Raw genomic sequence first — 13734 nt, 5'->3', positions numbered from 1 at the left:
CAATTTTATGAAGAATTCTAAAAACTTGTTGAAAAGTTTCGCTGAACAAATGAGTGTAGTTTTTCTTTCATGTAAGCACAAGCTTTATCTTTGTTGATCACTCGAATTTAAACCTGGACTCGATTTGACAAAATCAAAAAAATACGTTGAAACTCCTTTGATGAAGCAGTACTATGCTATCAAAGACAAACATCCGGACGCAGTCTTATTATTTCGCGTTGGTGATTTTTATGAGACTTTTGGAGAGGATGCAATTAAAGCAGCAGAAATTTTAGGGATTACTCTTACACGAAGAGCCAATGGCGCAGCTAGCTATGTTGAGTTGGCGGGATTTCCACATCATGCCTTAGACACCTATCTCCCAAAACTGGTAAGGGCGGGGCAGCGGGTTGCTATTTGTGAGCAGTTGGAAGATCCTAAAATGACAAAAAAGATTGTTAAACGCGGGATTACTGAACTGGTAACTCCGGGTGTCTCAATCAACGATAATATTCTGGAACATAGGGAAAATAACTTTTTGGCGTCCGTTCATTTTGATAAAAAAATGGCAGGTGTTGCTTTTCTTGATATCTCAACCGGCGAGTTTCTAGCAGCTGAGGGAAGTTTCGAATACATTGATAAACTTCTCAATTCATTCAAACCTAAGGAGGTTCTTTTTCAGAAAGGAAAAGGAAATGATTTCATTGCTCAATTTGGTGGTAAGTTTTACACCTATACCATGGACGATTGGGTGTATACGGAAGATGCTGCTGTGGACAGGTTGTTGCGTCACTTTGAGACTAAATCCTTAAAAGGTTTTGGAGTTAACGACCTTAACTATGGAGTAATTGCTTCAGGTGCCATATTGCATTACCTCGATTTAACTCAACACCATCAGGTTCAGCATATTTCTAATTTGTCCAGAATAGAGGAAGATAAATATGTTTGGTTAGATCGATTCACAATCCGGAATCTGGAATTGTTTGGAGCTATAAACGAAGGTGCAAAAACGCTAGCCCAAGTGTTGGATAAAACCATTTCTCCAATGGGTTCCAGAATGCTAAAGCGTTGGATTGCTCTTCCGTTGAAAGAAATTGCAGCCATTAATGATCGTCTTTCTGTTGTCGAATATTTCGTTCAAAATGAAAGTGAAAAGGAAGAACTGTCTGAGCACATTCGGCAAATTGGGGATTTAGAGCGAATTATTTCAAAGGTAGCCGTTGGTAGGATTAATCCGAGAGAAGTAGTGCAACTACTGAATGCCCTTAAAGCTATAGAGCCCATTAAAAGTTATGGAAGTAGTTGTGAAAATGAAGTTATCCAGCGAATGGCGGAGCAGCTTAATCCATGTATCACTATTCGGGACCGCATTGAAAAAGAAGTTACCAATGACCCACCTGTTCTGATTAATCGCGGAAACGTAATTCGGTCTGGAGTTTCGGAAGAACTGGATGATTTAAGAAAGATTGCGTTTTCCGGGAAAGACTACCTGGCTCAAATGCAGGAGAGGGAATCTTCAAAAACAGGAATTTCATCGTTAAAGATTGCTTTTAATAATGTATTTGGTTACTACATTGAAGTAAGAAATACACACAAAGATAAAGTTCCGGAAGAATGGATTCGGAAGCAAACTTTGGTGAATGCTGAAAGGTATATTACTGAAGAGCTAAAAGAATATGAGAGTAAAATTCTGGGAGCCGAAGAAAAAATTATGGCATTGGAGGCGCGTCTTTTTAATGAGTTAGTCGTTGCTTTATCTGAATATATACAGTCAATCCAGTTAAATGCTGCAGTAATTGCCCGAATGGATTGTCTGTTGTCTTTTGCGACTTGTGCCGTTGAAAACGAATATTACAAACCAGACTTGGATGATTCAAAAGTCATCAATATAAAAACCGGGCGACATCCAGTAATTGAACAACAGCTGCCCATCGGTGAGTCTTACATTCCCAATGATGTTTTATTGGATCAGGACGAACAGCAGGTTATAATAATTACGGGGCCTAATATGGCTGGTAAATCTGCTCTTCTTCGGCAAACTGCATTAATTGTGCTTATGGCACAAATGGGGTCTTTTGTTCCTGCAGCTGAGGCTAAGATTGGTTATGTCGATAAAATTTTCACCAGGGTTGGCGCATCTGATAATATTTCACTAGGCGAATCAACTTTCATGGTTGAGATGAACGAGGCTGCAAGTATTCTCAATAATCTTTCAGATCGAAGTCTTATTTTGCTGGATGAATTAGGCCGGGGAACATCAACATATGATGGGATTTCCATTGCCTGGTCTATTGTTGAGTTTATTCATGAACATGCTCATTCGAAAGCGAAAACCTTGTTTGCTACACATTATCACGAGCTTAATGAGATGGAAAAGTCGTTCTCTCGTGTGAAGAATTATAATGTAACGATCAAGGAGGTTGGAAATAAAGTAATCTTTTTAAGGAAGTTGGTTCGAGGTGGAAGCAATCATAGTTTTGGTATTCATGTAGCAAAAATGGCTGGGATGCCGCCTTCTGTTGTCAATAGAGCGGATGAAATACTTGTTCAATTGGAAGATGCTAACCGGAAAGATAGTTTGGCGAAGCCGTTGGATGGCATGGCGGAGAAGAGAGCAGGTTTTCAAATGAGCTTTTTCCAGTTGGATGATCCCGTGCTAAAACAGATTAGAGATGAAATTCAGCACCTGGACATCAATAATCTGACCCCTATTGAAGCCTTAAATAAATTAAATGAAATCAAAAAAATATCTGGCTTAAAATGAGTTGGCTCAATATTCATTGAATTACTTCGAATTTTTAAATATTTATTTTTGGAGAAAGAAAAATTAGCAATATATTTGCATCGCTGTTTTCAGGAATGGAAACAGTTTGTTCTTTTAAATGAAATGCGAGAATAGCTCAGTTGGTAGAGCACGACCTTGCCAAGGTCGGGGTCGCGGGTTCGAGTCCCGTTTCTCGCTCAGTTTTGAGATTTTCGGTTTTGGCTTGTCCAATATGCTGAGATTACTCATTCAATAGGATGCCCGGGTGGTGGAATTGGTAGACACGTTGGACTTAAAATCCAATGACCATACACGGTCGTGCGGGTTCAAGTCCCGCCCCGGGTACTTTCTTTTGAAAGTATTCGCGAGAATAGCTCAGTTGGTAGAGCACGACCTTGCCAAGGTCGGGGTCGCGGGTTCGAGTCCCGTTTCTCGCTCGTAAGCAAAGACCAACTTTTAAAATATAAAAAAAGCACTTCACTTTTGTGAGGTGCTTTTTGCATTATTGCTGATTGTGTTTGTTTTAAGGTCTTTTGTCGAATAGTGGAATGTTTATACCAACTGTGAATGTAAATCCAACTCCTTTAGACCATCCTAAAGTTGCTGCTGTAAATTTATATGGAGTGATTCCAATACCAGCTTCCTTCCTTGTTGATCCCTTTCCAACCTCGATGTCCGAAAGTTTTTCATTATCAGCAAGGTCAATACCTCCATATAAAAACAAATATTTATTTATGCCAAAGGTGGCACCCAAAATACTTTGAGAATAATCATCTATGCCTCCTTCAAATGATGTATAAACTCCAAATCTTTTTAGCAAAAGATTATTGAGCATGATATTGCCTTTCAAAGCTTTGAATTCTTTATCTGGCGCATATCCAACACTTAAAAGAATGTGTCTGTAAGGTTTGTTACTCTGGGTTTTAGATTTTTGGGCGAAAGATTTAGAGCCTGAAACCCCTGCTATCAAAATTGTTACGATTAGTAAAGACTGAATGATTTTTTTCATAATCATGTTTTGATTTTATTGAGTATAAATGAGGAGCAAAAGATAAGCAATTGTTTTGTGAAATTAAATGTCACTTTCAAATTAAAGATATACCTCTTCTTATTCTGTATGCCTTTTTCTGAATACGTGTGCTTGAATACACTACCAAAATGTAGATTGTAATTGGAGAAAATTACATTTTTGTGTGATTTTCAAAATTCGAATATTCATTTTCAATGGGTTGCATTTTTTGCATACTTCTTGTAATGTATATCGAAATCTTTTTTTTTAAAAGTAGAAGATGGAATTTACCTGAGCGAATAAATGGGAATATAAAAATTGAAAGTTATGAGTTTAGAAGAAATTGCAAAGCAAGAAAACCTGGTAAATAAGTTGAAGTTTAAGGCAAGTCAAAAAGCAAGTGATCTTCATGATCTGATTGAAGATAGATTGTTGACAGATTTTGAAGATATTCCGGAGTTTGCAGAAGAGACTTATGCTGCTTGTAAGGAATGGAAAGAGAAAAAGATTGAATTGGAAAAAATGAAAAGCGCTTAATGAGTTAAAAACAAGAGAAAAGTATCCGTTTCGGCGATCATGTTACTTCATATACTCTTTTCCTTATTTAGAACATGAATAAATTCTAAAGGAGGCATCGTATTTTTATTAAATCATGTTCTACAACATGAAAATTGGTTACATTTGCGGCCTGAAAAAAGGCAGGCTTATATGGCATACGTAAACAATGTAATGATCATCCGGCATGAGTTAATGGCCAGGTTGGTTAAGATGTTTAAGGAAGGAAATCTATCGTCAAAAATTAATGAACTTCCTGTAGAGCTTTATCCAAAAGAAAGAAAGGCACGTGGTCGTTGTTGCATATATAAAGAGCGTGCCATAACCCGGTATAAAATGCTTCCGCTTTTAGGCTTCGAGGTTCCGGAAGGTGATATTGATCTTTTTCCGTTGCAAAATTATGCTGAAAAAGCGTTATCCAGAAGCAAGTTGTCTGAAAATATTTTAACAGTTGTTGATGAAGCTTGTACCAGTTGTGTGCAGGCAAACTACGTTGTTACAAATTTGTGCCGTGGATGTGTGGCGAGTCCATGTGTGATGAATTGCCCTAAGAATGCAATTCGTTTTACACCCTCCGGGCAAACTGAAATTAAAGTCGAGGATTGTGTGAATTGTGGTCTTTGCCAAAAGGCCTGTCCATATCATGCAATTGTTTACATCCCAATTCCTTGCGAAGAAGCATGTCCTGTTGGGGCTATTAGTAAGAATGAAAATGGAGTAGAGGAAATAGATGAGAATAAATGCATCTATTGTGGGAAATGTATAACAGCGTGTCCGTTTGGTGCAATTTTCGAGCTTTCCGCAATCATTGATGTATTAAAAGCGATTGAGCAGAAGGAGAAGGTAATAGCGATGGTTGCGCCAGCAATTTTGGCCCAGTATACAGAATCTCCCGGGCAGATTTTGTCAGCCATTCAGAAAATAGGTTTTTCAAAAGTGGTAGAAGTAGCAAGAGGGGCGGAGAAGACAGCTGCCAATGAAGCAATTGAGCTTAAGGAAAAGCTTGAGGAGGGAGTGTCGCTTATGACAACCTCTTGTTGTCCCTCATATGTGGAGGCCGTGAGAAAACATGTGCCTGAACTGTTGCCAAATGTTTCTCATACACCATCTCCTATGGCATATACTGCTGAGGAAATGAGAGAAAAGTATCCGGATTCTAAAATCGTGTTTATTGGTCCTTGCGTGGCAAAGCGCAAAGAGGCCCGTGATTTGGGTACGGTTGATTATGTATTGAGTTTTGAGGAACTTGATGCAATTCTTGTTGGGATGGATATATCTCCGGATAAGATGGAGGAAGTGCCAATCGAACAGTATACGAAAGAAGCGAGAGGATTTGCTCAAAGTGGAGGCGTATTAAGTGCTGTCTTGGCTGAGAAGCAGGCTGCTGATTTTACTTTTGAGCAAATCGATGGAATTGACAGGAAAGCTATGAAGCAGCTCCAGTTGATGGCAAAAGGTAAAAATGCATCTCTTTTTTACGAGGTGATGGCTTGCGAAGGAGGTTGCATTTCTGGCCCTGGAGCAAATGTGAAGTCAGCTAGAGCGAAAAAGAATTTTATCCAATCAATGCGAAAGTTATAGCTTTTGTATTAACGTCAATCCATCCCGGATTGGAAGTATTACTTGATTTACTCTTGCATCATTTGAGACCATTTTATTGAATTCAAGGATGCCTTTTGTTTGCTCATCTTTTGGATCAACCTCTTCCGTGACTTTGCCGCTCCAAAGAATATTATCTGCAATGATGAATCCGCCGGGCTTTAAATTGTCAAAAACTAAATGGTAATATTTACTGTATTCTCTTTTGTCGGCATCAATAAATACCAGGTCGAATGATTCATTCAATTGAGGGATTATTTCAGTGGCATCACCGATGTGTTGAATGATCTGGTTTTGAAACCCGGCTTTTTTAAAATAATCAGCAGCCATTTTTTCCAGTTCATCGTTTATCTCAATGGTATGAAGTTTGCCATTTTGTTGAAGTCCTTTCGCCAGGCAAATTGCAGAATAGCCAGTATACGTGCCAATTTCCAGAATCATTTTGGGCTTGATCATCTGACTGAACATTTCCAGCATTTTGCCCTGTAAATGTCCCGAAAGCATTCTAGGACGAAGCACATTAAGAAATGTTTCGCGTTCAAGTTCTTTTAAAACCTCATCCTCATCAGAGGTGTGAGCTAAAATATATTTCTCCAATTCTTTGTCAAACGTCATTATTTGTAAATTAAAATACTAATCGATTTTTCGTCAAAAACCTCATTGGCAATTTCCATTAGTTGTGCACTGGTTATTGCATCAATCTTCTGGTAAATTTTTGGAAGGCTGTCTACTTTATTATAGAGCAGAAAACTTTTGCCTAGCGTTAGCATTAGATCGTCCCGGTTTTCACTTGAAATAGCAATCTGACCAATGAGTTGTTTCTTCGCCTTGCTGAGTTGCAGGGTTCCCAATTCCTTATTCTTCAGCAACCGAAATTCTTTAGTTACAAGTTTTAATGCACGATCGAGCTGTTCCCGGTCGGTGCCAAAATAAACATTAAACTGTCCGGTATCTGAAAAAGCGGTGTAATTGGATTCAATGTTATACGCTATTCCGTTTCGTTCCCTTAATGCCAGGTTAAGGCGGGAGTTCATTGACTGTCCACCGAGAATATTATTTAATAAAACCATTCCCATGCGCTTTTCGCTTTGGGCGTTATAGGCAATGTTTCCAATAACGCAATGCGCCTGAAAAGTGTCCTTTTTAGTTTCTCGGGATGAAGGCGTGTAGTGATTGAATAATAACCGTTGTTCGCTGCGCCTTTTTTCCGGAATTTCGGAAAAATATTTCTCCGAAAGCATTAAGAATTTTTCGAATGGAATATTGCCAACAGAACTTAAAACCATTTCATCGGTATGGTAATTATTCGATAAAAATTGCAAGATCTTGTCGCGATTGAAAGATTTTACCAACTTGGGTGTTCCTAGAATATTTCGAGCGATTGGATGTCCATCGAAAAGTAGTTCGTCAAATTCATCAAATATTAATTCAGATGGGCTGTCTTTATAGGAGTTGATTTCCTCTATAACAACTTCCTTTTCGCGTTCTATTTCTTTTGCGGGGAAATTACTATTGATTATGATATCACTTATCAATTCCATGCTTCGGTCGTAATGCTCATTCAAAAAGGTTGCGTAAACTGCAGTTTCTTCCTTTGTTGTATAGGCATTCAGCTCTCCCCCAACATCTTCTATCCGACTAATTATATGAAACGCTTTTCTCTTTTTTGTGCCTTTAAAAATTACGTGTTCGATGAAATGAGCAATTCCTTGTTCGTTCTTTTGTTCATCCCTTGAACCGGTATTTAAAATAATGCCAAAATGGGCAGCTGGTGATTCAACCTGCTGGTGAATTAATCGTATCCCGTTCTTTAAAGTATGTGTATTTATTCTCACAGATGCATAAATTGGTCTGCAAAAGTATGAAACCATCTGGGATTTTCAATCGATAAATGCATGAAAAAGAAATGGTTTGAATAAAGAAGCTAATTTTTATTTTCAAGGGAGTAAAAAATTGTTTTGTAGTTTAAAATTTTGAGCTATATTTGCCACCGCAAAAGACCAATGGTGCCATAGCTCAGTTGGTAGAGCAACGGACTGAAAATCCGTGTGTCCCTGGTTCGATTCCAGGTGGCACCACGAAGAGGGAAGATGAAAATCTTCCCTCTTTTGCTTATTTCCCCAATTTGAACTCCAGATGAATCATTTTGTATACATCATTTACAGTCAATCAGTAGATCGTTTTTATGTTGGTGAGACAATTAATGTTTCAAATCGGATTGCCAAACACAATTCAGGGGTCTATGAACGATCGAGTACCAAAATCGCAAATGATTGGGAAGTATTTCTAATTATTGAGTGCATGAGTAGAAAGCAAGCATTAATGCTGGAAAATTTTATTAAACGAATGAAAAGTCGAAAATTCTACACCCGGCTAAAGGAAGATCAAACCATGGTCCTGTCATTATTAAAAGTTTTATGAAATAGTGTCCCTGGTTCCCCCGATACTTCGGGGCTAGGTGGCACCACGAAGAGGGAAGATGAAAATCTTCCCTCTTTTGTTTTATACGGCTTTTTACCATCTTTGTACAAAGTAGATTGATTGCATCAACTATGTTGATGACACTGCAGGATAAAATAAATTTTGAAAAGAACTTTTATTCTCATTAATTAGCAGAAATTAGAAAAAACTTTCAGGTGGAAATATCCAAAAAAGAGAAAGATTGGCTACTTAAACTTAAGCAGGGTGATAAGGATGCATTTCAAAAAATATTTGAGGAATATGCAAAGCGAATTTTTGTTTTTGCGAAAAAATACCTGAAAACGAATGAAGAGGCGGAGGAAGTTGTCCAGGAAGTTTTTATCAAAGTCTGGAATGTGAAGTCCTCAATAAATACTGAGCTTTCTTTTAAATCGTATCTGTTTAAAATCACCTATAATCATATCAAAGAATTATTCCTTAAAAAAAGCAGGGAAGATAGTTACAAACACGAAATTTTAGATTTTGCCGGTGACTTTGATAATCGAACTGAAGAAAGGATTGATTATCATTCGTTGCTTGAGTTGGTAGGTAAATTAATTGATCAACTCCCCCCACGACAAAAAGAGGTTGTTATTTTAAAAAGAAAGCAAGGTTTACCGGTAAAAGAAATTGCAAATATTTTAGAAATTTCTCCACGTACAGTTGAGAAACATCTGTCTGAGGCATTAAGGAATTTAAAACAAGGACTTTCTGAGGAGCAGATTGCGGGGCTATTGTTCTTCTCTCTTTTCCTAAATTCCGGGAAAAATTAAAAAAAATCATACTTGACTACGTAGTTTTTTAATTTCATCCATATTACTTTATAGAGGGGGCCAAATAATTGGCTTTTTAAGAGATGGGTGAATTAAAAGACAGATTGAATAACTTCTCAGAAAATCGTTATACCAGGCACGATTACTTTTCGATTCAAAGTGAGTTTGAAAAAGGATTGGAGAATGAAGCTTTTCTTGCAGAACTTGAAGAGCAGTGGGATGAAATTGAAAATGATAAAGTTTCTGACTTTGAGCTAAAAAAGATCTGGAACAACATTATTAACCATGTGGGATTAAATCCGGAGACAATACAGAAGTCTGTTTTCCCTTGGGCAATTATGCAAAAAGCAGCTGCTATTTTGTTTTTGCCCTTATTAATTGCCTCGTTTTTTTATTATAGCTCAACCCGAAATTCCGGTGCAGATGCGTGGGCTGAAATTACTTGTCCGGCTGGAGCCAGGACGGAGTTTAAGCTACCAGATGGTTCTACTGGCTTTCTAAACAGTAAGTCAACCCTTAAATATCCAATAAATTTTAAAGAGAACAGAGATGTTCGATTAGTTGGCGAAGCTTTCTTTGACGTTGTTAAAAGTAGACACAAATTTACCGTAACTACATCAAGATTGAAAATTGAAGTTTTGGGAACATGTTTTAATGTGTTGGCGTATAATGATTTATCAAGCGAGGAGATTACATTAAAAAGAGGAAGCGTAAGAGTTCTTGATAAAAAGAATAATCAACTTGCGGATTTAGCTCCAAATCAACAAGTAGTATTAGATAAACAGCATAATTGGTTTACTAAAAAGGAAGTAAATGCAAGTAACTATATTTCCTGGATTTCAGGCAAGCTGATTATGCAGAATGAAAGATTCGAAGATGTTGCTAAAAAATTGAGTAGATGGTATGACGTCGAAATTGAAGTAGAGAGTCAGGAGCTGAAAGATTTTCAATATTATGCCACGTTTGAAGATGAGCCACTGGAACAAGTGTTAAAATTAATTTCAATTACAGCGCCGATTCAATATGAGGAAAAGGCAAGAATAAAGCATAACGACGGAAGTTTCACTAAACGAAAAATAAAATTTAAACTAAATGAAGACAGGCTAAAAGATTTTAATTAAAAAAAGGAAGGCGCTACCAACACCTTCCTACTATGTAAAGCAGTGTAATCCCTTGTATTATTAACTACTTAACGATTCAAATTTATGAAAAAAAAGTTAATGAATGAGATTGGAATTTCTAATCTCTTAAAAGTGTTGAAAATTATGCGACTAAGTGCATTTCTTCTAATGGTGTTTGTACTTCAGACGGTGGCATCTACATCGTACTCTCAGCAAGCACAACTTACACTTAATCTCGAAAATGTAAAAGTGATCGATGTTCTAAATGAAATTGAAAGTTCGACCAATTTCTATTTCCTATTTAATAAAGATTTAGTAGATGTTGAACGAGTTGTTTCGATTTCAGCTGATCAGAAAAAGATTAATCAGGTTCTATCAGATTTGTTTAAAGATACTAATGTGAAATTCGTGGTTTTGGACCGGCAAATTGTTTTAACTACCAATAAGGATGGGGCTGTTCAGGATGCCGGACAAAAGCAAATAACTGGAAAAGTGACAGATGCTTCTGGCCAGGCACTTCCCGGAGTAGCCATTCAGATAAAAGGTACAACTATTGGAACGATAACCGACTTGGATGGTAATTTTTCTTTAAGTGAAGTGTCTTCCACTGCAACTTTGGTTCTATCATTTATAGGAATGAAGACACAAGAAATTTCAGTTGGAAATAGCAGCGTTATTAACGTTATAATGGAAGAGGATGCCATTGGATTGGAAGAAGTTGTGGCAATTGGATATGGTGTTGTTAAGAAAAGTGACTTGACCGGATCAGTATCTTCATTACGAGAAGACGATATGAATACCGGTGTTACGACCTCTGTTGATCAGTTACTACAGGGAAAATCAGCAGGTGTACAAATCACACAGGCGAGTGCTGAACCTGGTGGAGGTATAACAATCCAAATTCGGGGTGCGAGCTCCATTGGCGCATCATCTGCTCCGCTTTATGTAATTGATGGGTTGCCAATTGCAAACGGAGCAATCGTTTCCGGTTCTGGTGCTGACATCGCTAATAGCCCTACTCCGCGAAATCCGTTGAATAACATTAACCCATCAGATATTGAGTCAATTGAAATATTGAAGGATGCTTCGGCAACTGCAATTTACGGAGCCAGAGGAGCAAACGGAGTTGTGCTGGTTACAACAAAGAAAGGAGCACAAGGAAAATTGAAAATTACCTACAACGGTTATGCAGGTGTTCAGCAGTCTGCCGGGAAAGTTGAAGTTTTGAATGCGCAGGACTACATGCAGGTCTTAAATGATATTCAGAAAACAGATGGCTCAAATGTTAGCGGAACCGAGATTGTTACAGGCATTGATGGAAATGGGACCGATTGGCAGGATGAACTGTATCGGGTAGCTCCTGTGCAAAGTCACTCATTGTCATTTACTGGAGGAAACGATGCTTCCAAATTTTTTGCGTCTTTAAATTATTTTGATCAGGATGGGATTGTTATCAATTCCGGATTTAAACGCTATGATACCCGATTTAACCTGGAACATAAAACAGACAATTTCAATTTTGGACTTAATTTTTCTACAGCTTATACTTTAGATGATTTTGTTTCCTATGGTTATGATACCAATGAGTCTTCAGGGGTTTTATATTCAGCAATCAATTTTGATCCAACGGTTTCAATTTTTGGTGAAGATGGACGATATACAGTATCAGATTTTTTGAATACCGATAACCCGTTAGCACTTGCTAATGGAGAAATAAGTTCTGCTGAAAATTATAGAACTTTGGGTACTATTTTTGGTGAGTATACCATTATGCCAGGTTGGACTGCCAAATTAAATGTTGGTTTTGATACCCGTAACAGCACAAGAGATGCGTATGTCACAACATTAACCAAGTCTGGTCTTGGAAATAACGGGATTGCAACAATTCTTACCGCAACAAATAATAACTACCTGGGAGAATTTACATCTACATACATAAAAGATTTTGATGAGAATAATAGCCTTACCGTAATGGCAGGCATGACTTATCAAAAATTTATCTCTCGCAGTTTTAATGGTACCGGTAGGGATTTTCCTGCAGATGAGTCACTTACTTATGCGATGGAAATGGGAAATGCGGAGTTGTACACCATGAATAGTGGAAAGCAAAATCACAAATTGATATCGTACATTGGAAGGGCAAATTATAGCTTGCTTAATAAGTATTTATTTACGGTTACTTTCAGGGCGGATGGTTCGTCAAGGTTTGGGGAGAACAACAAATATGGTTACTTCCCTTCGGGAGCTTTTGCATGGAAAATGCACGAAGAGGATTTTATTAAAAATTTAGACTTGTTTAGCTCCCTTAAATTCCGCGCCAGTGTTGGTCGTACAGGAAACCAGTCAATTGGAAATTATCAGTCTTTAACAACCTTCGATAAAGGACAGAATGTTATACTCGGTGATCAGCAAACAGTTAGTCTTGAACCTGTGAGAATTGCTAATCGGGATTTGAAATGGGAAACTACAGAGCAAATAAATGTTGGTTTTGATATGGGATTTTTGCAGAATCGAATATTTGCAACAATGGATTATTTCCAGAAAAATACCTACGACATGTTGTTTCCTCTTCCCATACCTTCCAATACAGGGTTTAATACCATTCTTCAGAATATTGGGAATATTAAAAATGATGGTTTTGAATTGACAATTGATACAAAAAATACAACCGGGAAATTAAAATGGAATACAAGTTTGAATGTCAGTACTGTGAAAAACCGGGTTACCGACTTGGGCGACATTCCTGAAATAGTTCATATTGGTGCAGGGTGGACACAACAAGTGGCAATAATCCGTAAAGGTGAACCTCTTAATTCTTTTTATGGATACAAGACAGAGGGAATCTGGCAGTCGGAAGAAGAAATTACTGCCTCAGGAACTTTGGATCCCGTTAAACCAGGTGATGTTCACTATACGGACACCAATGGTGATCATGTTGTAAACTCTTCAGATAGGGTAATTCTTGGAAAATCGTTCCCGGATTTCACCTTCGGTATAACAAATACACTCGAATATAAGGGAATTGGATTGAATGTGTTTATCGATGGGGTACAGGGAGTTGAAGCATTGAATAATGCAATGGTTGAAACATATTTCCCTGTTAGTCACCGGAGAAATCGATTGGCAGAACCTTACCTGAATAGATGGACTCCGGAAAATCCTTCAACAGAATATCCTTCTTTCGTAGATCCAACAAACCAAGGGAATAAGGGGGTTAGCTCAATTACAGTTGAGGATGCCTCTTATGTGCGCTTACATTCTGTGCGATTGAGCTATGATCTTCCATTGAGAAGTACTAAAATATTTGACAGTGTGAATCTCTATGTAAGTGGTCAGAACTTGTTGGTTTTGACAAAATATTCAGGAGTAGATCCAACGACAAACTCTAGTGGTAATGTCAGTGCGAAAATTGACTTCAACTCTTATCCGGTAGCGAGGACATTTATTTTGGGTGTTCAACTTGGACTATAACCA

Annotated in this window: 10 protein-coding genes and 4 tRNA genes; 11 read left to right on the top strand and 3 right to left on the bottom strand. The window is 37.8% G+C overall.

Features of this window, described 5'->3' with window-relative positions:
• Nucleotides 1–160: 160 nt before the first annotated feature.
• From mutS to ACUNWD_RS13360, 4 genes are all read left to right on the top strand, one after another.
• Entirely contained in the window at nt 161–2743 is a 2583-nt protein-coding gene (gene mutS, locus ACUNWD_RS13375; RefSeq protein WP_445588324.1) for a DNA mismatch repair protein MutS, read from the top strand.
• Between the two features lie 125 nt (nt 2744–2868).
• Nucleotides 2869–2941, top strand: a tRNA-Gly gene (locus tag ACUNWD_RS13370).
• Between the two features lie 61 nt (nt 2942–3002).
• Nucleotides 3003–3088 (top strand) — tRNA-Leu (locus ACUNWD_RS13365).
• Nucleotides 3089–3107: 19 nt separating this feature from the next.
• A tRNA-Gly gene (locus ACUNWD_RS13360) sits at nt 3108–3180 on the top strand.
• Between the two features lie 86 nt (nt 3181–3266).
• On the opposite strand, the gene ACUNWD_RS13355 is transcribed toward ACUNWD_RS13360, so the two are convergent.
• Nucleotides 3267–3752 carry a hypothetical protein gene (locus ACUNWD_RS13355; protein ID WP_445588323.1) on the bottom strand — a complete coding sequence of 162 codons (486 nt, stop codon included), beginning with the start codon at nt 3750–3752 and terminating at the stop codon, nt 3267–3269.
• A 327-nt stretch (nt 3753–4079) separates the two neighbouring features.
• On the opposite strand from ACUNWD_RS13355, the gene ACUNWD_RS13350 reads away from it, so the two are divergent.
• A complete protein-coding gene (locus tag ACUNWD_RS13350) occupies nt 4080–4289 on the top strand; it encodes a CCE_0567 family metalloprotein (protein ID WP_445588322.1) in 210 nt (69 codons plus the stop codon).
• Between the two features lie 171 nt (nt 4290–4460).
• Complete coding sequence (locus tag ACUNWD_RS13345; protein WP_445588321.1) at nt 4461–5888, top strand: monomeric [FeFe] hydrogenase; 1428 nt, start codon at nt 4461–4463, stop codon at nt 5886–5888.
• Here ACUNWD_RS13345 and ACUNWD_RS13340 read toward each other — a convergent pair.
• The gene (locus ACUNWD_RS13340) at nt 5883–6521 is read right to left on the bottom strand and encodes an O-methyltransferase (protein ID WP_445588320.1); all 639 of its coding nucleotides are present in this window, start codon (nt 6519–6521) and stop codon (nt 5883–5885) included. The genes ACUNWD_RS13345 and ACUNWD_RS13340 overlap by 6 nt on opposite strands.
• Nucleotides 6521–7741, bottom strand: coding sequence for a M16 family metallopeptidase (locus ACUNWD_RS13335; protein ID WP_445588319.1), 1221 nt, complete (start codon nt 7739–7741; stop codon nt 6521–6523). The genes ACUNWD_RS13340 and ACUNWD_RS13335 overlap by 1 nt, the downstream gene beginning before the upstream one ends.
• 170 nt (nt 7742–7911) lie before the next feature.
• Between ACUNWD_RS13335 and ACUNWD_RS13330 the strand changes: the two genes are divergently transcribed.
• The 5 genes from ACUNWD_RS13330 (at nt 7912) to ACUNWD_RS13310 (ending at nt 13731) form a co-directional block, all read left to right on the top strand.
• A tRNA-Phe gene (locus ACUNWD_RS13330) sits at nt 7912–7984 on the top strand.
• Between the two features lie 58 nt (nt 7985–8042).
• Nucleotides 8043–8327, top strand: a complete 285-nt coding sequence (locus ACUNWD_RS13325; protein ID WP_445588318.1) for a GIY-YIG nuclease family protein — start codon at nt 8043–8045, stop codon at nt 8325–8327.
• A gap of 215 nt (nt 8328–8542) precedes the next feature.
• Nucleotides 8543–9139, top strand: coding sequence for an RNA polymerase sigma factor (locus tag ACUNWD_RS13320; RefSeq protein ID WP_445588317.1), 597 nt, complete (start codon nt 8543–8545; stop codon nt 9137–9139).
• A gap of 83 nt (nt 9140–9222) precedes the next feature.
• A complete protein-coding gene (locus ACUNWD_RS13315; RefSeq protein ID WP_445588316.1) occupies nt 9223–10260 on the top strand; it encodes a FecR family protein in 1038 nt (345 codons plus the stop codon).
• Between the two features lie 84 nt (nt 10261–10344).
• Nucleotides 10345–13731, top strand: coding sequence for a TonB-dependent receptor (locus ACUNWD_RS13310; protein ID WP_445588315.1), 3387 nt, complete (start codon nt 10345–10347; stop codon nt 13729–13731).
• Nucleotides 13732–13734 lie beyond the last annotated feature (3 nt).

It is taken from the genome of Sunxiuqinia sp. A32 (genome assembly GCF_052690465.1).
Note: the sequence above shows the minus strand (reverse complement) of the source record. Positions and strands in the feature narration are given on the sequence as shown.